The following is a 20,727-nucleotide window of genomic DNA, read 5'->3' on the forward strand; positions in this document are numbered from 1 at the left end:
TCGCTGACAACGAATACTCAAGACCGCTGAGCGTTCGATGCGAGCAATTCCTTCAATATCACCGCCGGGTCGGCGCGTTTTTGCTGACGATAGTCCCCGACGTGACGAACGAATAACGTTGCGCGCGCCACCAGGCTCTTGCCCAGTACCGGCTTGCGCTCCAGCTCCTCCTTGATGCGTTGAAACTGCGCCTGGATCACGGCATCGGTGTAGCGCGTGCCGGTGGCCAGGTTGTCGATGTAGATCGCCACCGCGCCATCCAGCGCACTGCGACCGTTGTCGATGGCCGTGGCGAACAGTTGGGCGCTGGCCTCGTCCTTGGCATCCAGGGCGACTTGCCGACTGTTCTGCAGATTGGTCAGGCGAATGTTGTAGTTGTTGACGGTCTCGGCCACCAGGGCCGACGACTGAATCAGGTTGCCCGCCGCTTCCTCGCGCTGCTGGGCGATGAGCGAGACGTTGCGCTTGAGTTCTTCGTTGACCAGGCCCAGTTCGGCTTGCAGGCGTGGGTCGACGCTGGCGGCGATGATGCTGTCCAGGCGCTTGGTCGGGTCCTCGGCATCGTCGATGGCATCGGTCAGCGACGCCAGCCGGCCTTCTTTCTGCCACTGGGCAAACAATTCCTTGTAGCGCGAACGCGGCGCCGACAACGCCCCGACCGCCACCCGGAAGCCCGTGGTTTCGTTGCTTTGCTCGGTGCCATCGGCGGCGAACAGCGGGTATTCGCGGCGCATGCCGGTGAACAGCGTGCCCTCGCCTTCCAGGTAGTTGCCGCCCTTGACCACGAAGCCGCCATAGGCGCCCTGGCGGCGACCAGCGTGCACCAACTGGAAGGATTCCTGGACCATTTCGGCGGCGTTGCCAACCACGTCGAACAGGCCAATGGGGTTCGGCAGCTTGGTGCCGATGGGCATCAGCCGCGCGGCCTGGCCGGTGCCGCCGGCGACCTGGTTGAACACCGCCCAATCGGCCAGCGGCCCGTCGCTTTCGCTGCCTTCCAGGCGCCGGGGAAACAGGCGCCCTTCCAGGTCCTGACGGCTCACGGCCTGACCGCCACGGGCGGCGAATTCCCACTCCACTTCAGTGGGCAAACGTACGAAACCCAGCCCGCCGTCTTCGGCGGAGGTGCCGCGACCGCTCACCGGCAGCAGGTCCTTGTGGTATTTCATCAGCCAGGCGCTGTACACCGCCGAGAAACGCTCAGCCTCGAACTTCGACAGTTTCACCTTGGGCAAACGCCCGGCCACGCCTTGAGGCAAATCGGCTTGCAAGGTTTCGCAGGCCGGGGCCGGCTCGCCACTGGCCAACGATTGCGCCTGGGCCATGACCTGGGCGTATTGACGAACGGTGACTTCGTACTTGCCGATGAAGTACAGCATCGGTTTGAGCGGCGTCTTGGCGTCGGTCTTGGGCATCAACGGCGTGATGGTTTTGTTCCAGTCCGTGGGCAGGTCCTTGAGGGTGAACTGGCCGTTGATGAAGTCGCGCCGGTAGCCGGAAATGAACGACTGCTGGTAACCGGCCTCGCCCTCGCTGAACGGATAGCCGAGGCTGATTTCACGGTCATCCAGGGTGCCCTGGGCGAGGATATAGACGTAGCGGAACACCATCTGCCCTTCGCACGGCAGCGGCAGGCTGACGTCATCGGGCAACGGCTTGGGATTGTCGAGCTTGTCGCTGCCTTCATCGGCCCAGACCAAACCGGCCAGGCTCAGCGCCACGGCGGCGCCCAATAACTTATACATCGCGAATTCCTTCACACGCCTGGATGCGCGCCACGCGCCAGCCACCACAAGCCGCCGCCACGGCGCTGACGCCGAGCACGGCCACCAGGGCCAACGCGTAATGACGCACCAGCAGATGGCTGGCGTACTCGCCGGGCATCTGCGCAAATAAATGGTTCAGGCCCGACTGCGCCAGACCGTACAGGCCGGCACTCAGCAGGGCCGCAAAGGTGGCGCTGTAGAGCGCCTGCAACACTACAAATAACAACAGCGCCGCCGTGGAAACCCCCAGCAGGCGCAACACTGAAAGCTCCCTGCGCTTGCGTTCGACCGCCGCCAGGGCGCCGGCAAAAATCGCCGCGAACGCACCGGCCAACGCCAACCCGGCAATGATCCAGAAGACGATCGACAGATTGCGGCTCAACGATTGCACTTGTGCGATGGTCTGGGCCTGGGTCGACACCAGCAGGTTCTGCCCAGCGAAATACTGGCGCAGCGGCTCGACGTCGCCGAGGTTGCGGGCGTATAGACGAAACGCCGGGTAGACCCGCTGCCCGCTCACGCCAACCGCATCCCCCGGCCAGCCGAACGCGGGCACGGCACGACCGTCGCGGTAATCCTCGGCCGCCTCCAGCAACGCCAGCGGCGCAAACAAGCCGTCCCGGGCAAAGGCTTCCAACGGCAACACGTGCAACACCTGCACCCGCGTACGCTGCGCCTCGCTGCGACCGGCCACCTGCCGGCCAAAACTGGCCTGCACCCAATCGCCGGCCTTGGCCCCGAGCTTTTCAGCGGCAGTCTGGCTGAGCACCACTTGATCCAAACCCTGAGGCACCGGCAGGTGATCGAACAACGGATCGTTGGCCGCGGTGGGAATCATCTCGACCGTGACGACCGAAGCATCGCTGCTCAAATCTGCCGTGGCGGCGATCTGCCGAGTACGTGGCAAGGCAAACGCAACGTCGCCGCGCTGGCTCAATTGCTCGACGAACTCGGCACTGAAGCGACCGCCGCCCAAGGGGATGATTTCCCGGGTGGCCGGATCGTTCTGCAAGCGCTCGGTGAGACTGCTGACCAGACCGAACTTCAGGCCGAACAGCACCAGCAACGGCGCCACCACGGCCACCAAAGCCAACACCGAACAGGCCGACAGCCAGGCATCGTTGCGGTAATCCTGCCAGGCCAGGGAAGCCACCAGCGCGCCGCGCATCAGCAAGCCTCCCCGAGGGTGGCGGTGACACCGCCGTCTGCATCGCGGCGACAACTGATCCGCCGCACCTGCAAACCGCTGGCACGGGCCAGCGCTTCGTCGTGGGTGGCGACCACGCAGCACACGCCGTGTTCACGGGCCTGGGCCACCAGCAACTGCATGACGCGCTCGGCGTTCAGCGGATCGAGGGCGGCGGTCGGTTCATCGGCCAGCAACAGCCGCGGAGCATGGGCCAGCGCCCGGGCACAGCTGACCCGCTGGCGCTGGCCGACGGACAAATCCGCCGGTTTCTTGTCCAGTTGATCGGCAATATCCAACTGCCCAGCCAGGCGCATCACGCTGCCGTCATCCTTCAAACCCAACAGTTTTCGCGACAACTCGATGTTGTCGCGCACGTCCAGGAAGCCCAACAGGCCGCCGGTTTGCAGAACATAACCCAGGTGACGACTGCGCAGCTCGGCCAAGGTGCCCTGTTGCGACCCACGCCACAATTTGGCGATGTCCAGGGGCGCATTGGCAGGGCTGAAGTCGAACCGCCCAGCCTGATCCGGTGCCAGCACCAGCGCCAGCAGATCCAGCAAAGTGCTCTTGCCACAGCCACTGGGCCCGACCACCGCCAGTTGTTCACCGCCGCGCAGTTGCAGCCGTGGAATCACCAGGCTGTAGCGCTGGCTGCCGGCGCCCCGGCTTTTGTGCACTGCGCTCATGTCCAGCATCACGGCAGCGTCGACAACGGAACGCGGTACAAGGCGTCACCCGGCTCGGCATCACCGAAGCGCACCCAGTTCGCCACGTCGTTGTGGAAGGTTTCGTAGAGACGGATTTTCGAATCCAACTCGTCGATGAAATCTTCCTGCTCGGCCACGCTCAAGGACAGCCACAAGTCCTGGGTCATGTTCAGCGACTTGCTGCGGTACGGCAGCCCTTCGAGGTACTCGCCGAGAATCCCGCCGTCGGCCAGGTTGCCGCCCTTGCGCAAGGCCGACGGATCGCGGCTCATGTAGGCACTGGCGCTGGCGATTTCCTGGAAGAAATCCTTGGGCGAACTCTGGGTCTTGCGGGCCGCGTCGACGATCAGCTTCAGCGATTGCTGCAGGTCGTTGAGTTGCAGCTTGGTCAGCATCACGCAGACCTGGAACGCTGGCAGCGCCGGGTTGGTCAGGTCACGGTCGGCGGTCCAGGCACTGACCAGTTGCGGCGCCTGGCTGGCAGATTTACGCCCCAGAAAGTCCATGTGCATCGCGTAGCCGACCGCGGCCGACTTGTCGGCCAGGCTCGGCGCGGCGCTCAGCAGCGGCACGGCTTGCGGCTTGTTGCTGCGCACCTGATGGACCAGGTCGGCGAACACCGAGCCGATCTCGTCGACCCGCTCGCCGAACTTGCGCACGTCGGCGCCCGCCACTGGAATGTACAGGTCGCCGATCTGCGGGTTGGCGTCGGCGGTCAGGGTGCGGTATTGGCTCTGGGCGCCGGCATGGGTTTTCTTGCCGGCGTCGCTGAGCAGGTGCAAAGCGTATATCTTGATCTGCTTGCCCAGCGCCGCCTGGCGCACTTCGGCCTCGTTCATTTGCGTGGCGGCAAACGGATCGTTCTTGCGCAAGGCACCGGCGTCGGTGACCAGCAGGATCAAGCGCCCGCCGTAACCGGACCAGTCCATGCCTTCGACGGCTTCCATGACCCCGGCAAACGCATCTTCGTTGAACGAATGGCTCGACACTGTCGACGCCTTGACCTGCCGCGCCAGCTCCATGAAGCGTTGCGGGTCGCGGCCCTGTTCCAGGGTGATCAAGGTCTTGGCGACGTATTCCAGGCCCGGGGTTTTCTTGATGCTGCTGCGGAAACCCACCATGCCGAAGCTGACGCTGTCCAACTCGCCACGCTCGGCGATGCGGGTCTGCAGCTCGTGGACTACGTCGCGGACCTGGTCGATATAGGGCTGCATCGACACCGTGGTGTCCACCACCAGCACCACGGCGGTACGGAACGCGTCGGCGTTGGCGGTGGTGATCGGCGTGTTGCTCGAAGCCTTGGGGGTGTTGCCAGGATCGATGGAAGCGACATTCAGTAACTGCACCGGCTGGCCGTTCTCATCCATGCTTTCGCGGGAATCGAAGATCGGCAACAGATAGAACTGGCTCTGCGGCACGGCGCTGGCGGCCGGTTCCAGGGCCAGCACTTGCTGGTCCTCCTGCGGGCTCTGCTGGGCCTTGAGCAGCACGTTCTTGGCCGCCGAAGGGTTAGCCAGCAGTTTTTCCACTTCGCCAGGCTGACGCAGGAACATCACCGGCGCCCGGCCGGAACGTTCGGTGAACTTGAGCACCAGGCTTTGCTTCCAGTCGCTGACCTGGGCCGCGGGCAACCAGCCGTCGCTGCGCCCATCGGTGGCGGCGCCGACACGCACCCACGCGCTGCCGTCCACATCCTTGCGCTGATACACGTACAGCACGGAAAACGCCGGCAGCGCCTTACCCGGCGCAGCGCCCGGTGCGTCGGCGAGCTTCGCCCCCGGTTTGCTGAGCACGCGCTGGAACAGGGTTTTCTTGCCGGCCATCAACAGCGGACGCTGGCCGCCATCGGCCTCGGTCGCCACGGGCGGCTGAGCCGGAGGGGCAACGGGTGGCTTGACCGCTGGCACTTCCGGGGTCTTCGGCGGCTTCACTTCCGGCGGCTTGACCGAAGTGTTCGTGGCCACTGGCGTCTTCGCCTCTTTGCCATCGTCACCGGCCAACCACCAATACCCCGCGCCCCCCAACGCCAGCGCCACGGCAACCGCAACGGCGGCCAGGGCGAACACCGGCCCCTTGCGCTGCTCCGACACCGAGGATTGAACCACCGGTTTTACTGGCGGCGGAACGGGCTTGGGCTGCGGTTGAGACTGCGGCGGTGAGTAAGCCGGGCCACTGGGAATGTCGATGGACATTGGCGTCAAACCCGCCAAGTCATCAACCGGCTTGGGGGTTTCCGGCAGTTGCAACGACAACGGCCGGATCAGCGTCGCTTCCGATTCCTGAGGCAGGTTATCCAGCGCCCGCAGCAACGCCGCCGCATCCGGGAAACGCTCCGCCGGATCCTTGGCCAGCAGCTTGCGCAGCACATCCTGGTAACGGCCATGGTGCACCGGCAATTCCGGCAACGGTTCGGTCAGGTGGGCCAGGGCCGTGGACAGCGCATCGTTACCGGTATACGGCAGTTTGCCGACGAGGATTTCATAGAGCACCACGCCCAGGGCATACAGGTCGGCGCGGCCATCAATGTCCTGCCCGCGGGCCTGTTCCGGGCTCATGTAGCTGGGCGTGCCGACCGCGAATCCCGCCTGGGTGAACTGGGTGCGGTCGTCCAGGGACTTGGCGATGCCGAAGTCCGAGAGCACCGCCGTGCCGTCGGCGCGGAACAGGATGTTGGCTGGCTTGACGTCACGGTGGACCAGGCCCAGCCCGTGGGCATAACCCAGGGCCGAGGCGATCTGGCGAATGTAGGTCAGGCCCTGCTCCGGCGACAGGCCATCGGCGATACGCTCCTTGAGCGTGCCGTTGGGCAGGTATTCCATCGCCATGTAATACAGCTCACCGACGTTGCCGATGTCATGGATGGTGACGGTGTGCGGGTGCGACAAGCGCGCCAGGGTCTTGCCTTCGCGCAGGAAACGCTCGCAGAACGTCGGGTCGGCGGCCAGCGCGGCGGCCATGACCTTCAACGCCACCTTGCGCTCCAGCGAACGCTGGGTCGCCAGGTACACGCTGGCCATCGCACCTTCGCCGATCGGCCCTTCGATGTCGTAGCCGGGGATGACAATGTTCAGGGTCAAGCTCATGACGGCACCTTCACGACAACCACGGTGATGTTGTCCGGCGCGCCGCGCATCAGGCCCAGGGACACCAGGCTGCTGGCGATTTCACCGGGTTCGTCGTGGCTCAATACTTCGCGGATTTCGTCGTCCTCCACCGTCTTGGTCAGCCCGTCGCTGCACAGCAGGTAGCTGTCGCCAGGCACCAGCAGCAGTTCAGTCAGCGCCAGGTTCAGTTGCGCCTCGACGCCAATGGCCCGGGTGACGATGTTGGCCCGTGGATGGACCCGCGCCTCGGCTTCGCTGAGCAGGCCGCTGTCCTGTAAGTCCTGGACGTAGCTGTGGTCCCGGGAGATGCCTTCGAGCACGCCGTCGCGCAGGCGATACAAACGACTGTCACCGGCCCACAGGCACATGCCGCGCAGATCGCGGACGGCCAACACCACCACGGTACTGCCCATCATCGTCACGCCACGGTTGGCGGTTTCTTCCCGCACGGCGGCGTTGACCCGCAGCAGGTCGCTTTGCAGCGCCGCGACGTATTCGTCCAGCGAACGGCCCACGGCGATGCTGCGCAGGCTGTCGACGATCAGGCTGCTGACGTAATCGCCCGCCGCGTGCCCGCCCATGCCGTCGGCCACGACCCACAGGCCGTTTTCCGGCAGGTCCAGGCAGGCGTCTTCGTTGACCTGGCGGACCATTCCGACATGGCTCTTGCTTGCTGACTTGATTGCTTTTCCGGCACTTGGACGCATCTACACAACACCTTCTTGGCCGAGCAAAAATTGCGCAAAATCAGCGGCTGCCGGCAATCCCTGGCAGCGCATCAAACCCGGGGCAATGCGCTCCGATCCCTGGCCCCACCACAGGCTCACACCTTCGCAAGCCGCCTCGGCCAGGGCGCTCATGCGCTGCTGCGGGTCGGTGGCATCGAAGCGATGCAGGCTGGCAAAGCGGCTGCTGGACGTGCGCGGCAAATACATCGGGCTGCCGAGGGTCTCCAGCTGTTCGTTGAACGCCTCGAAACTGGCCTCCACACTCAACGTGCTCAGCAACAGGTTCTCGACCCGCTCGAACCACTCGTCCGCACCGCCCACCACCGACGCCGGGTCCGCGTCGGGCTCCAGCAATACCGCGACGGTCAGCGGGAAATAACGGCCGACCCGGTCGATGCTCGGCATCACCACACCGACGGCGGCGTCCGGGCCACACACCCCGGGCGCGACCATGAAGCGCCACAGCGGGCTGACCAGATAGGCGTCCAGCCAACGCTCGCCGAGGCTGCTCTGGCTGGCGAGCAAACCCGCCGCGAGCCACGAATCCCACGGGCCGATAAACCCCTGGGGCAAGCCACGGCTGACGAAGTCGCCGCGGCTGGCCAGTTTTCCGTAGAAGCCCGGCGTACTCATAGCCGCTCCGGCAGGCTGAAGCCGCTGAGCACCCGGCTCTTGAACGGGTTGAAGGCGCTGTTGGCCCGCAGCTCATAAGAGGCGCTGGCGCCATCGACCCTCAGCCGCAGGTTGAAGCGATCCGGCGAGTTGCCGGCGGTCAGGTCCGATTGCTCCAGCAGCCGGAACCAGGCCCACGGCCCGTCCAGGGTGATGCCGGAGCGACCGCTGGACGACGGCGGCATGATCGAGATCCGCACCACGCCGATGCTGCCCGGGTTGGGCCATTGCATGGCGGTCGGGCGGCTCGGGCCGTGGTCGTAGCTCAGTTGCTGGCCGTCGAGGTCGAGCAGGAACTGGGTGATGGTCGAGTCCATCGCCACTGGCTTGAGCTCGAAACGCACCATCGGCTGCGTGCCGCCGGAACGGAAGAACGCATCGCGAATGGTCGCCGCGCGCTGGAAGGTCTGCAGCACGCCAGGGGCGATGCCGAGCTTCTGCGCCGCGCCCGGCTGCCAGCGCCAGGTCGGGGTCGAGGTGTCGACGTAGGGCTGCAGGTACTTGCGGAAGTAGTTGTCCATCACCCCGCCAACGCCGAAGAACTGACCAAAGTCATCGAGGGTGGCGTCCCGCGCACTGCCCGGCGACATCGGATAGCGCCCGGCCAGGGACTGGCGATAGATGTTCACCACTTCACTGGTCCAGGCGGCGTTCAGTTGATTGCGCACCCCGCCCATCATGCTGTTGGTGGTGGAATTGACCACCGACTTGACCAGGCCCTGCACCAGCGGCGGCTGGCGTTCGGCATTAAGGCTGACGCGCGTAGCGGCGGCTGTTGCCTGGTTCTTGGCTTCGCCGAGCAAGGCGTCGCCACTGGCACCGACCATGGCGCTGACCTGCACGTACAAGGCGTTCATGTCTGCCAGCAAGCCGTCGATGGCCGCTGGTTCGCCTTCGCTTTTGCTGACAATGCTGTTGAGCTCGGCGAAGTGCGCGGTGATCGGGTCATCGCTTTGCGCCGGTGCGTTTTGCGTTGCCTGCTCCTGGCCGAGCAAGCTGCCCAGGCGCTCCTTGAGCTTGTCCACACCGCCTTCCACTGGCGCACCTTGGGCGGCCAGCAGGCGTTCATCCTGTTGCAGGTCGGTTTCCTTCGCCACCGCCACCAACAGTTTTTTCAACGGTGAAGTCGGGCCGGAAATCACCCGCAGCACATCGGCGGCCTGGGCCACACTGGTGATCGGCACAAAATCGATGTCGGCCAGCAAGGCGTCCCATTGGCGCAGGTAGTCCTGGAAATACAGGCGACGTACATCGGCGGCCAGGCTGGCGACGTTCTGCTGATCGGCCTCTTCGTGGCCCAACACCCATTGCTCTTCGGCCAGGGTGCCGGTCTGGCTCAGGCTGGTGAGCAAGAAGCCCTGGCGATAGCCCTTGACCGTGAAGAACCCGCTCAGCGGCTCGCCCAACGGCTTGCCGCTCTTGCGGCTGAACACCAGCGCGGCGTCACGTCCGGCGGCTTCGTTGATGCGGAAGTCCGGGATGCCTTCAGGCAGTTTCTGGCGTTTGATCCGGTCATACACACGTTGGGCCACCGGCAATTGCTGCAACTGCCGGCGCAGGTCTTCGACCAGGCGCGGGTCGAGGCGCGCCAGCGGCGGACGCCGCTCGAACAGTGCCTGCAAATGCGCGGTCAGGGCCTGGCGCTGCTCGGCCGGCAAGTCGCGCGGCAGGCTGCGGTCCCAATCCAGGGCGATCCAGGCCTTGATGAAGTCGGCATCGTAATGCTCGGTGTCGGCGAGCATCAGATAGGCCTTCAAGCCTTCGTAGAGGAAGTCCGAATTGCCGCCGCTGTGCAGTTGCTCTTCGATGCGCGTCAGCAGGCGTGGGGCGAACACGGCGATCAGCAACTTGCGATAGACGCTGCCGGACTCGGCTTCGAGCATGTCGCCCTGATACAGGCCCAGGCCTTCGGCCCAGCTCGGGGCGTCGTCGGCCAGGTGTTTCACGGCGTTGAGCAACGGCAACACGGCAAGGACATCCCGTTGCGCCGGGCTGAGGTTCTGCACGGTTTGCCCCAGGGGTGCGACTTTCTGGTCAACCTGGGCGATGTAGGCCTGGTTGGCGCGATAGCTGACCCACCACAACGTGCTGACCACCAGCACCAACACCACGGTGGAAGCCAGCACACCGCGGGCAATCCATTTGCGCCGACGCTCGACTTTCGGATCGACGCCCACCAGCCCGCGCTCGGCGAACGCCACGGCGGTGAAGAGTTTTTCGATGAAGTAACTGCGCCCGGTGCCGGTCTGGCGTGCCAGGTGCTGACGGTCCAGGTTCATGCTCTGGGCCATGGAGCCGATCAGGCGATCGATCGGGCTGCCTTCCTGGGTGCCGCTGGTGAAATACACGCCGCGCAGCAACACGCGCTCTTCGAAAGCGTTGGGTTTGAACACGCCTTCGAGGAAGCTTTGCAGGCAATCTTTCAAGGCACCGAACTGCTGCGGGAAGCCGTAGATCAGGTCGCGCCGCGCCGGGTCGCGCTCTTGTTGCAGGCGTTCCACCAGACGGTCGTTGAGGCGCTGCTCAAGGCCGGTGAATTCGCTTTGCAGGTGCGCCAGCGGGCTGTCGTTGCTCTTGCCATCGTCCAGGGCAAAGGTCATGCCCCAGACCTGGGCGCGCTCTTCCTTGCTCAGGGTATCGAAGTACTCCATGAACCCGGGCACGAGGTCGAGCTTGGTCAGCATCAGGTAGATCGGGAAACGCACGCCCAATTGGGTGTACAGCTCCTGGATCCGCAAGCGAATCGCCGCGGCATGGGCGGCACGTTCGGCGTCGCTGCCCAGCAACAGGTCGGACAGGCTGATGGCGATAAACGCACCGTCAATCGGGCGCCGGGCCCGTTGTTTTTTCAGCAGGCCAAGGAAACCCAGCCACGCGGCTTTGTCGATGGTCGCGTCACTGTCCTGGGTGGTGTAGCGGCCGGCGGTGTCGAGCAGGACAGCCTGGTCGGTGAACCACCAATCGCAATTGCGCGTACCGCCGACGCCGCGTACCGCACCGGCGCCCAGTTGCGCGGCCAGCGGGAAATGCAGCCCCGAGTTGACCAGCGCGGTGGTCTTGCCCGAACCCGGCGGGCCGATGATCACGTACCACGGCAACTCGTAGAGGTTGCGCCGCTCATCACCGCCCAGCTTGGCTTTCTTGAGCAGGGCCAGGGCTTCGTCCATGCGCTGGCGCAGGGTTTCGAGCTCTTCGGCGGTGGCGATGCTGGTGGGATCGGGCGGAGTTTGCGCGGCCAGGCTGCGCATCACTTCGGCGGCCTGCCGGCGCGCCTGGATAATGCGGAACACCCGGTAGGCGATCCACACCGCAAACACCAGGATGATCAAGGCCCAGCGCCGGCCTTCGGGCACCAGCCAATCGAGCAGCGGGCCCACGAACCAGATGATCAGGCTCAGGGCGATCAGCCCCAGCAACGGAATGACCCAGCGGGTCATAAAACTGAAAAACGCCTTCACTCGACCCCCTCCGCCAATACTGTGATTTCAACCCGACGATTGCGCGCACGCCCCTCTGGGGTGGCGTTGGACGCCAACGGTTCGGTGTCGCTGCGGCCTTCGGCGCTGAAGCGCTCGGGCTGCCCGGTCTTGGCCGAAAGAATTTGCAGCACCGATTGGGCCCGCGCTTCGGACAAGGCCCAGTTGGACGGGAACCGGAGGGTGGCGATCGGCCGATTGTCGCTGTGTCCGGTCACCAGGACCTGGCCCTTGACCTTGCGCACCGCATCAGCGATGCGCAGCATCAACGGCTGGAAATCGTCCTTGATGCTGGCGCTGCCCGAGGCGAACAACTCATCGCCACGGATGGTCACCACCGAGCGATCGACGGCGTCTTCCACCGCAATGCGGTTGGCCCTGATCTCATCGGCGAGGAAACCGGCCAGGCGTGGTCGCTCGACCACCTTGGGCTGCACCACGGGACGGTCGATGGTCTGCACCGGGATTTCGCCCAGGAAATGAATGTTCTTGAACACCGGCTCGGCATCGGAAGCCAGCTTCATGCGCAGGCCGAACAGCAGCGCCAGCAACAGCGCCGCGCCGATGGCCACGGCGATCCACGGCGGCATGAATTGCGCCAACCGGTCGCGGGCCACGGTAACGCCGCGCCAGTGCGGCGACAGCTCGCGCTCGTAGTCGCCACGGGCGCTGCGGATCACGCCAGCGGTGCGCTCACGCAAGGCTTCCAATTGGCTGCGACCGTCGTTCATCACCCGGTAGCGCCCTTCGAAACCCAGGCACATGCACAGGTACAACAGCTCCAGCAAATACAAGCGCTCGCGGGGGCTTTGCAGGCAGTGCTCCAGCAGCTGGAAGACCTTCTCGCCGCCCCAGGCTTCGTTGTGCACGGTGATCAACAAGCTTTGCTTGCCCCAGTCACTGGTGCCGCCCCACGGGGTGCTCAACACCGCTTCGTCCAACGCGGTGCACAAGGCGTAACGGGCCAGCAACACGTCGTTGCGCACCACGCCGGCGGCCTCGGCGCGCTCTTCGAACTGGCGCAGATAGGCCAGCAGTTGCGCGCGCAAACTGGCCGGTGCCGGATGGGCAATGGTGTTGCGCAGGCGCGTCAGCAAGGCCAGCAGCGGGCCGGCGGCGCTCTCCAGCGGGTTGAGGCCCTCGGCCTTGCCGGTCAGGACCGGCGCGGCCGGCATCGACAGCGGCGCAGGCTGTGGACGACCCGGATCCGGACGGCCAGGGTCCGGGCGAAATGGATCGGCGCCGCGGCCACCGGGCGTCGGCATGAACTGGGTACGATCGTCGTTGCTCATCGCGGTTTATCCTCGGATCGCCCAGAAAGCCAGGTTCAGCCCTGGGAACTGGCCGGCGATGTGGAACGCAAAGCCGCCGGAGTTGCTCAACTGTTGCCAGTGGTCGCTGCCCCGGTCGAGTTCGTAGTAGGTGGAGCCGGCGTGGTACGGCAACTGCCGTGGCGCCACCGGCAACGGCAGCAGGCCGATGCCCGGCAGTTGCAGGTTGACCAGGTCGCGGATGTGCTCCACCGAGCCGACTTTGCTCTGTTGGCCGAAGCGGCCGCGCAGGGTTTCGGCCGGCACGTCGGCGCGCACCACCAGGATGAAGCTGGCGCTGTCGAGCAAGGTCTTGTCAGCCAGCATCGCCACATGGATGCCGTAGGCTTTCTCGACAATCGGAATCGGCGTCGCCTTGCTGTCGATCAGCATCGACAGGGCTTCGCGCAGGGCCTGCATCACCGGGGCGTAGCTGAGCGCCAGGTCATCGTGCTGGTAAGGCGGGTATTGCTGCGGTCGTCGCCCGGACGCGGTGAACGTGGAGAACTCCCCGGCCAGGCTCACCAGTTCGCTGTAGAAGCGCTCGGGGTGCAGCGGGCTCAACTGGCTCAGGTGCTGGATCAGCGGCTGGGCACGGTTGACCAGTTGCAGCAGCATGAAGTCGGCAATCTCCGAGGCGCCACCGGCACCGGACGCCACCACCCGCCCGGCCAGGGCTTCGCCGCGTTGATGCAGCAGGCCCAGCAGTTCGCTGCGAAACGCCGCCAGCGGCTTGGAGGCAATGACATCCAGCAACGGTGGGATGTAGGCATCGTCGAGCACCAGGGCGCGGTCGGCGCGCTTTTCCTTGATGCGCACCACGCCGATGGCGGCGTAGTCGCCAATGCCATCCTGCTCGGTCAACAACCGCAGGGCCCGGGAGCCGAGGGCGACCGGCGCGCGGTTTTCGAACGGTGCATTGTCGTCGCGCACTTCGCAGACCTGGCTCACATAACGCGCGGCGCCGAGGTCTTCGCCTTCATCCACGGTGTCACGGGCGCCGGCGCGCTTGAGCGGCAAGGCCAGGTACACCAGGCCGTCGCGCAGGTTGTCGTCGACGTTCAGTGGTGTAGGCGCCAGGTCATCCTGGGGAATGTTGAAAGGCGTGCCGTCCGGCAACAGACCGCGGGCAGAAATGATCGCCAGCTTGCCCTGGGCCAGCAGGCCCTGGTCGATCAGCAATTCGGAAAAACCCCAGGCGCCGGCCGACAATGGGCGGCTGCGTGCGTCGATGAGGTTTTCCAGGTAACGGTCATGCTGCTGGAAGTGCTGCGTTCCAATGAACATGCCTTCCGACCAGACCACGCGATTGTTCCAGGACATGGGGGCTCCGATTGCTTATTGGGCAGGGCTGGATGGGGGGACGACGACGGCGCTGCGCACGGCGCGCACATCGAGGCTGATCTGGTATTCGGTGTATTCGCGGGCCGGGACGTTCATCACCGTGCGCCACAGCGACTGGTCCAGCTCGCGATAGCCCACCAGTATTCCGATGTGCCGTGTGGCCGGGTCGAGGTCGCGTTGCAGGCTCAGTTGCTGGCCGGGCTGGATCAGCACCTCGTCCTGGTCGATCAGGTCGGCGCCCAGGGTGGCCTGGGCCCTTTCGGCCAGGGCGAAATAATCGGAACGGCCGAAGGTCGCGGCATTTTTCAACTCGAAAATGCGCACCCGGACCGGGGCCGGCTGGCCGGTGGCGCCGGGGTTGAGGCCGGCAATGGCATGGAAATGCAGCTCGATGGCGGCGGTGTCGGCCTCAGCTTCTTCGGGCTGGGGGTTGGCCGCATCCTTGGCGCACGCCGTCAGCAGAAGCGCGGTGGCGACTGCGAGTAAAAACCTGGGAATCATCCTGCGTCCTCAATGACGTTTGAGCTATCCGTTGTGTGTCGATCAATCTTGTTATGGGACGGCGCCGCTCAGCGGCGTCGCTGTCGCGTACTGTGTTCTTCGTAGGCGCGGCTGAACTCGCGACCGAACAGGTCCTGGAAATCCTCTTGGGCTTCCCGGGAAATGTTGCTGTAGAGCTCGGTGAACTGCTGCCAGTACTGGGCCTGTCGCGAGCCGCTGAAAATACCCGAGAGCCCACCGGGCTTGGCCATGCGTTCTTCCAGTTGCGCCGGTTCGAAGCGCGCCAGCAGATGCTTGATCGCCGCTTCCACACCGGCCATCACCGCCAGTTGGTGGGCACGCAGGTCATCGAAACTGTCACGCACCGCCGCGTCCGGGGCCATGAACGCCTGATTGCCGTGGCGCAATAGCAACAGCAGCGCTTCATCGACATTGGGAGCGAATTTCAGCGGGTTGTTTTCCACCGGCTGGATCATCGTCTGCTGAATGCGGAACTCGCCCTTGAGGCTGCTGCGGGCGCGCAAGACATCGATCAGGCCTTCGACCATCAACCGATAACTGCGGCCGATGCTTTCCATCTGCGCTTCGGCCTGGGCCTTGTCCAGGCGCAACTGGTCCAGCCCGGCACCGCGCAGGAACGCCTGCAGCAAGTCGGGTTGGTTGGCCTCGACCGGGGCAACCGGAGCAACTGGAGCAACTGGAGCAACTGGAGCAACTGGAGCTGCGACCGGGGGCTCGACGCGGGTGACCGACGCTTCAGGCACGGAGGCCGGCGGCGGTGCGCTGATTTCAGCAAAGATGTCGGCGAGCGGAGCCTGCGCAGCAGGCGTCGCGACCGGCTCAATCACAGGTGGTAGCGGCACAGGCGGCGGGGCCACGGGCTGCGGGGCCACCGCCACTGGCGCAGGCACAGGCTTGTCGCTGAACGGGTCCCAGTCATCCGGAATCACCGAGGCAGGCGGCGGCATCACGGGTTCGACCACAGGCGGCGGGGCCGATCGGGAAATCGGCGTCGGTGGGCGGAAATCGTGTTGCTCGGCCGGAACATGGTCAGGCTGGGTGGCGGGCGGGACACTGGACGGGCTCAAGAAATCGAACAGGTCCGGCAAGGTGTCCATGGCCGAGCCACCCTGGAAATGCGCAGGCGAAGCCACTTGAATCGGCGATGGCGTATGAAGCGGCGACGGCGTATGCGCGGCGGCGCCCTGGCGCCCCATCAAGGCCTCGAAACTGCTGGGGGATTCGGCGAACGGGTTGCTGTCGGTGACCGGCAGGTTGAAATCGACGCGCGCCTGGATTTCATAATCACCGATGCGGATCACTTCGCCGTCTTGCAGTGGCTCGCTGTTGCCCTTGCGCAGGCGCACGCCGGCCTTGACCAATTCCACACCATTAGTGCTGTTATCGGTTAAATAATAACGCCCGTCTTTGTATTGGATAACGCAATGTTTGCCGGAAACCAGACGCTCGGGGTCCGGTAATACCCAGTCATTATCGATATTGCGGCCAATTGCCATCACCCCCTGATCCATGGACTTTTCAGAACACTGGCCTGGGGTGATCTTGTGATAACTAGTGATAGTCAAACACAGCGGCATCTTGCCTCCTTGCTGAATACATCGCGCGCGGGCGGGTTACGTGAGGATTCATGCCCTGACTACCCACCCACAACCTTGCCAACCACCGCGAAACGGCTTTTTGCCAGCATGATTGCTGATCATAACCGGCTTGCGTGACAAAAACCCCACGTCAGTTGCCGCTTCGACCACTGGGTCGGGCAGGCTGTTAAGCGCATCACAACTGTTACAGAGGGGCTACACTGGTGAAATAGCTTACCTTGACAAGCGATAAGTACTACACCAAAAATGCACAACTTCTTGAATATAGATGATGGCACTTTAAGATCATTGCGAATCTAAAGGGCCATTATCGTCAAGGAACATGTGAAGTTTCATCCGAAACTTGCGTGTGAACTGCCCGACTTCTTCAAGCGGGTGATAGGGAGATCGATCCAAGTGGATGTGCCTTTGTTGCTCGCCGCCGTTTCCGCGACTTCGCCGTGCGGTGAAGATCTGGAATATGACGCGGATTTCCTGCGCCTGGAACGCGACTCCCGGGGCCAACCCGAGCGCAGCATGGGCGATTCGATCCTGCCTGCCGAACCTCCTGAGTGGCGCAGCATCCAGCAGCAGAGCCTGGACTTGCTGCAACGCAGCAAAGACCTGCGCATCACCCATTTCCTGCTGCAAAGCTCCCTGGCCTTGGAAGGCATTCCGGGGCTCGCCCGCTCGCTGACGTTGATCAGCGAATTGCTCAAGCAATACTGGGCCGAGCTGCATCCGCGCCTGGACGCCGATGACGACAACGACCCCACCGTGCGCATCAATGCCCTCGCCGGCCTGACGTCCGATGTCACCATTCGCCTGCTACGTGAAAGCCTCCTGGCCCGTTCGCGGACCTTCGGGGCCGTCAGCCTGCGCGCCGCCGCCAACGCCAGCGGCCTGCAAAGTTTCCCGGATGAAAACCTCGGCGCCGAACAGCTCGCCGGGGCCCTGCTCGACAGCGACCCCGAGCAATTGGAAATCACCCGTGCCGCCCTGCTGGAAGCCCGCAGCGCCGCCGAAGCCATCGAGCAGCAGGTCAGCGACCAGGTCGGTTCCGCCCAAGGCGTGGACCTTGGCCCGTTGAAGCAACCGCTGAAGATAGCCCTGCAGATTCTCGGCCAGTTCGCCCCACAGAGCGGCGACAGCGCCCTGTCCGAGCCTGTCAGCGACAGCGGCACCGCAACAACAGAATATGCCAGCGCGCCAAGCGCACCGCGCAACACCAATAACAGCACCAGCACCGTCAGCGGCGAAATCAACAACCGCGACGACGTGCTGCGCAGCCTGGACCGGATTCTCGCTTACTACACCCGTCATGAGCCCTCCAGCCCGCTGCCGGTGCTGTTGAACCGGGCCAAGAATCTGGTGCACGCCGACTTCGCGGCCATCGTGCGCAACCTGATTCCCGACGGCATGAGCCAATTTGAAAACCTGCGCGGCCCAGACAGCGAATAAAAAGCGAGCGGATCACGCAGTCACGTCACCGGTACCCCCGATGACGCCAACACCGTCGCTCAAGCGACCAGGAGCAGCAACGTGGCGAAGCAAAGTTCTCAGAAATTCATCGCGCGCAACCGCGCGCCTCGAGTGCAGATCGAGTACGACGTCGAGCTCTACGGCGCCGAGAAAAAGGTCCAGTTGCCCTTCGTCATGGGCGTGATGGCCGACCTCGCCGGCAAGCCCGCCGAGCCTCTGGCACCGGTGGCCGACCGCAAGTTCCTCGAGATCGATGTCGACAACTTCGACTCGCGCCTCAAGGCCATGCAGCCGCGCGTGGCGTTCCATGTGCCTAACGAACTGACCGGCGAAGGCAACCTGAGCCTGGACCTGACGTTCGAAAGCATGGACGACTTCAGTCCGGCGGCCGTAGCCCGCAAGGTCGACTCGCTGAACAAATTGCTCGAAGCGCGCACCCAGTTGGCCAACCTGCTGACCTACATGGACGGCAAGACCGGCGCCGAAGAAATCATCATGAAGGCGATCAAGGACCCAGCGCTGTTGCAGGCCCTGGCGAGCGCGCCGAAGCCAGCACAGGACCAATGATCATGACTGACAATACAGCCCGCGAAGGCGTGCAAAACCTGGGCGCCACCGAAGAAACCAGCGAGTTCGCCTCGCTGTTGCTGCAAGAGTTCAAGCCCAAGACCGAGCGCGCCCGCGAAGCCGTCGAGACGGCCGTGCGCACCCTGGCCGAGCAGGCCCTGGCGCAGACCGACCTGGTGTCCAACGACGCCATCAAGTCGATCGAATCGATCATCGCCGCCATCGACGCCAAGCTCACCGCCCAGGTCAACCAGGTCATCCACCACCCCGACTTCCAGCAGCTGGAAAGCGCCTGGCGTGGCCTGCACTACCTGGTCAACAACACCGAGACCGATGAGCAGCTCAAGATCCGCGTGCTCAATATCTCCAAGACCGACCTGCACAAGACCCTGAAGAAATTCAAGGGCACCGCGTGGGACCAGAGCCCGATCTTCAAAAAGATGTACGAAGAAGAATACGGCCAGTTCGGCGGCGAGCCTTACGGCTGCCTGGTGGGCGACTACTACTTCGACCAGTCGCCACCGGACGTGGAACTGCTGGGCGAGCTTTCGAAAGTCTGCGCGGCCATGCACTCCCCGTTCATTGCGGCGGCATCGCCGACCGTGATGGGCATGGGCTCGTGGCAGGAACTGTCGAACCCGCGCGACCTGACCAAGATCTTCACCACCCCGGAATACGCCGGCTGGCGCTCGCTGCGTGAATCGGAAGACTCGCGCTACATCGGCCTGACCATGCCGCGCTTCCTGGCGCGCCTGCCGTACGGTGCCAAGACCGATCCGGTGGAAGCCTTCGCCTTCGAAGAAAACACCGACGGCGCCGACAGCTCCAAGTACACCTGGGCCAACGCCGCGTACGCGATGGCGGTGAACATCAACCGTTCGTTCAAACACTTCGGCTGGTGCTCGCGCATCCGTGGCGTTGAGTCTGGCGGCGAAGTGGAAAACCTGCCGGCCCACACGTTCCCGACCGATGACGGTGGCGTGGACATGAAGTGCCCGACCGAAATCGCCATCTCGGACCGCCGCGAAGCGGAACTGGCGAAGAATGGTTTCATGCCGCTGCTGCACAAGAAAAACACCGACTTCGCTGCCTTTATCGGCGCCCAGTCGTTGCAGAAACCGGCCGAATACGACGACCCGGACGCCACCGCCAACGCCAACCTGGCCGCGCGCCTGCCGTACCTGTTCGCCACCTGCCGGTTCGCTCACTACTTGAAGTGCATCGTGCGCGACAAGATCGGTTCCTTCAAAGAGAAGGACGAGATGCAGCGCTGGTTGCAGGACTGGATCCTCAACTACGTCGACGGTGACCCGGCGCACTCCACCGAGACCACCAAGGCCCAGCATCCATTGGCTGCCGCTGAAGTGATCGTGGAAGAAGTCGAAGGCAACCCGGGGTACTACAACTCCAAGTTCTACCTGCGCCCGCACTACCAGCTCGAAGGGCTGACCGTGTCGCTGCGCCTGGTATCGAAACTGCCGTCGGCCAAGGGCGCGTAACAACCAGTTGAACGGTACGCAGTAAGAAATGTGGGAGCGAGCCTGCTCGCGATAGCGTTGGATCAGTCGCTACATGCGTTGCCTGACACGCCGCCATCGCGAGCAGGCTCGCTCCCACAGGGGATCTTCAGCAGTTTGGAGATCACCCTGACTCCGCTCGGAGAAACAGATTTCGCAAGGTCAGCGTCAACCAAACAATGTGGTTAGAAACCACACAGGGAGAAAACATGGCTGTTGATATTTTCATCAAGATCGGCGACATCAAGGGCGAGTCCATGGACAAGGCCCACAAGGACGAGATCGATGTCCTGAACTGGAGCTGGGGCATGTCCCAGTCCGGCAACATGCACGTGGGCAGCGGCGGTGGTGCGGGCAAGGTCAACGTCCAGGACCTGTCCCTGACCAAGTACGTCGACAAGGCGTCGCCGAACCTGATGATGCACTGCGCCAGCGGCAAGCACATCGACAAGGTCAAGCTGACCGTACGCAAGGCCGGCGGTGAAAGCCAGGTCGAGTACATGATCATCAACCTGGAAGAAGTGCTGGTCACTTCCCTGAGCACCGGCGGCTCGGGTGGCGATGATCGCCTGACCGAAAACGTCACCCTGAACTTCGCCAAGGTGCTGGTGGACTACCAGCCACAGAAAGCCGATGGCACCAAGGAAGGCGGTCCGGTCAAGTTCGGCTGGAACATCCGTCAGAACGTCAAGGTTTGATCGAACGCGCCCCCGGCGCCACGCGCCGGGGGTGTTTGGTGCTTGCTCGAATCCAATTCTTTTCCACC

General features: G+C 64.0%; 15 protein-coding genes. 4 read left to right on the plus strand and 11 right to left on the minus strand.

Translation table 11 applies throughout. The features are described 5' to 3' along the window. Positions 1 to 17: 17 nt before the first annotated feature. From PSH86_RS29850 to tagH, 11 genes are all read right to left on the minus strand, one after another. Positions 18 to 1,745, minus strand: coding sequence for an SUMF1/EgtB/PvdO family nonheme iron enzyme (locus PSH86_RS29850; RefSeq protein WP_305486801.1), 1,728 nt, complete (start codon positions 1,743 to 1,745; stop codon positions 18 to 20). Then, positions 1,738 to 2,934 (minus strand): ABC transporter permease, encoded by a 1,197-nt coding sequence (locus PSH86_RS29855; RefSeq protein WP_249015719.1) that lies wholly within the window; start codon positions 2,932 to 2,934, stop codon positions 1,738 to 1,740. The genes PSH86_RS29850 and PSH86_RS29855 overlap by 8 nt, the downstream gene beginning before the upstream one ends. Beyond that, complete coding sequence (locus PSH86_RS29860; RefSeq protein ID WP_305486805.1) at positions 2,934 to 3,650, minus strand: ABC transporter ATP-binding protein; 717 nt, start codon at positions 3,648 to 3,650, stop codon at positions 2,934 to 2,936. Before PSH86_RS29860 ends, PSH86_RS29855 begins: the two co-directional genes overlap by 1 nt. Next, positions 3,650 to 6,745, minus strand: coding sequence for a serine/threonine-protein kinase (locus tag PSH86_RS29865; RefSeq protein ID WP_305486807.1), 3,096 nt, complete (start codon positions 6,743 to 6,745; stop codon positions 3,650 to 3,652). The genes PSH86_RS29860 and PSH86_RS29865 overlap by 1 nt, the downstream gene beginning before the upstream one ends. Then, a complete protein-coding gene (locus PSH86_RS29870; protein WP_109752738.1) occupies positions 6,742 to 7,473 on the minus strand; it encodes a PP2C family serine/threonine-protein phosphatase in 732 nt (243 codons plus the stop codon). The genes PSH86_RS29865 and PSH86_RS29870 overlap by 4 nt, the downstream gene beginning before the upstream one ends. After that, positions 7,474 to 8,127 carry a type VI secretion system-associated protein TagF gene (gene tagF / locus PSH86_RS29875; RefSeq protein WP_109752739.1) on the minus strand — a complete coding sequence of 218 codons (654 nt, stop codon included), beginning with the start codon at positions 8,125 to 8,127 and terminating at the stop codon, positions 7,474 to 7,476. Beyond that, positions 8,124 to 11,624 carry a type VI secretion system membrane subunit TssM gene (gene tssM / locus PSH86_RS29880; protein WP_116833751.1) on the minus strand — a complete coding sequence of 1,167 codons (3,501 nt, stop codon included), beginning with the start codon at positions 11,622 to 11,624 and terminating at the stop codon, positions 8,124 to 8,126. Before tssM ends, tagF begins: the two co-directional genes overlap by 4 nt. Beyond that, positions 11,621 to 12,934 carry a DotU family type VI secretion system protein gene (locus PSH86_RS29885; RefSeq protein ID WP_116833752.1) on the minus strand — a complete coding sequence of 438 codons (1,314 nt, stop codon included), beginning with the start codon at positions 12,932 to 12,934 and terminating at the stop codon, positions 11,621 to 11,623. The genes tssM and PSH86_RS29885 overlap by 4 nt, the downstream gene beginning before the upstream one ends. 6 nt (positions 12,935 to 12,940) lie before the next feature. Further along, on the minus strand, positions 12,941 to 14,275 hold the full coding sequence (tssK, locus tag PSH86_RS29890; protein WP_003206916.1) for a type VI secretion system baseplate subunit TssK: 1,335 nt from the start codon (positions 14,273 to 14,275) through the stop codon (positions 12,941 to 12,943). 15 nt (positions 14,276 to 14,290) lie between these two features. Further along, positions 14,291 to 14,797 (minus strand): type VI secretion system lipoprotein TssJ, encoded by a 507-nt coding sequence (gene tssJ, locus PSH86_RS29895; protein WP_060740022.1) that lies wholly within the window; start codon positions 14,795 to 14,797, stop codon positions 14,291 to 14,293. 68 nt (positions 14,798 to 14,865) lie between these two features. Further along, positions 14,866 to 16,395, minus strand: a complete 1,530-nt coding sequence (tagH, locus tag PSH86_RS29900) for a type VI secretion system-associated FHA domain protein TagH (protein WP_305486810.1) — start codon at positions 16,393 to 16,395, stop codon at positions 14,866 to 14,868. A 417-nt stretch (positions 16,396 to 16,812) separates the two neighbouring features. Here tagH and tssA point away from each other — a divergent pair, with 417 nt between their 5' ends. The 4 genes from tssA to PSH86_RS29920 all read left to right on the plus strand — a co-directional run bounded on the left by tssA (position 16,813) and on the right by PSH86_RS29920 (position 20,659). Next, on the plus strand, positions 16,813 to 17,856 hold the full coding sequence (gene tssA, locus PSH86_RS29905; RefSeq protein ID WP_305486812.1) for a type VI secretion system protein TssA: 1,044 nt from the start codon (positions 16,813 to 16,815) through the stop codon (positions 17,854 to 17,856). An 81-nt stretch (positions 17,857 to 17,937) separates the two neighbouring features. Then, positions 17,938 to 18,444 (plus strand): type VI secretion system contractile sheath small subunit, encoded by a 507-nt coding sequence (tssB, locus tag PSH86_RS29910; RefSeq protein WP_003177230.1) that lies wholly within the window; start codon positions 17,938 to 17,940, stop codon positions 18,442 to 18,444. Between the two features lie 2 nt (positions 18,445 to 18,446). Further along, positions 18,447 to 19,943, plus strand: coding sequence for a type VI secretion system contractile sheath large subunit (tssC, locus tag PSH86_RS29915; RefSeq protein ID WP_063323773.1), 1,497 nt, complete (start codon positions 18,447 to 18,449; stop codon positions 19,941 to 19,943). A 227-nt stretch (positions 19,944 to 20,170) separates the two neighbouring features. Next, positions 20,171 to 20,659 (plus strand): type VI secretion system tube protein Hcp, encoded by a 489-nt coding sequence (locus tag PSH86_RS29920; RefSeq protein WP_003206927.1) that lies wholly within the window; start codon positions 20,171 to 20,173, stop codon positions 20,657 to 20,659. The last annotated feature ends 68 nt before the right edge of the window (positions 20,660 to 20,727 follow it).

The sequence above is a fragment of the Pseudomonas sp. FP2300 genome, assembly GCF_030687595.1.
Taxonomy (GTDB): domain Bacteria; phylum Pseudomonadota; class Gammaproteobacteria; order Pseudomonadales; family Pseudomonadaceae; genus Aquipseudomonas; species Aquipseudomonas bijieensis.

Bases quoted from the DNA above. Each gene is read 5' to 3' on its own strand.
- PSH86_RS29850 (WP_305486801.1), bottom strand. From the start codon at position 1,745: ATGTATAAGTTATTGGGCGCCGCCGTGGCGCTGAGCCTGGCCGGTTTG.
- PSH86_RS29855 (WP_249015719.1), bottom strand. From the start codon at position 2,934: ATGCGCGGCGCGCTGGTGGCTTCCCTGGCCTGGCAGGATTACCGCAAC.
- PSH86_RS29860 (WP_305486805.1), bottom strand. From the start codon at position 3,650: ATGCTGGACATGAGCGCAGTGCACAAAAGCCGGGGCGCCGGCAGCCAG.
- PSH86_RS29865 (WP_305486807.1), bottom strand. From the start codon at position 6,745: ATGAGCTTGACCCTGAACATTGTCATCCCCGGCTACGACATCGAAGGG.
- PSH86_RS29870 (WP_109752738.1), bottom strand. From the start codon at position 7,473: ATGCGTCCAAGTGCCGGAAAAGCAATCAAGTCAGCAAGCAAGAGCCAT.
- tagF (WP_109752739.1), bottom strand. From the start codon at position 8,127: ATGAGTACGCCGGGCTTCTACGGAAAACTGGCCAGCCGCGGCGACTTC.
- PSH86_RS29885 (WP_116833752.1), bottom strand. From the start codon at position 12,934: ATGAGCAACGACGATCGTACCCAGTTCATGCCGACGCCCGGTGGCCGC.
- tssK (WP_003206916.1), bottom strand. From the start codon at position 14,275: ATGTCCTGGAACAATCGCGTGGTCTGGTCGGAAGGCATGTTCATTGGA.
- tssJ (WP_060740022.1), bottom strand. From the start codon at position 14,797: ATGATTCCCAGGTTTTTACTCGCAGTCGCCACCGCGCTTCTGCTGACG.
- tagH (WP_305486810.1), bottom strand. From the start codon at position 16,395: ATGCCGCTGTGTTTGACTATCACTAGTTATCACAAGATCACCCCAGGC.
- tssC (WP_063323773.1), top strand. From the start codon at position 18,447: ATGACTGACAATACAGCCCGCGAAGGCGTGCAAAACCTGGGCGCCACC.
- PSH86_RS29920 (WP_003206927.1), top strand. From the start codon at position 20,171: ATGGCTGTTGATATTTTCATCAAGATCGGCGACATCAAGGGCGAGTCC.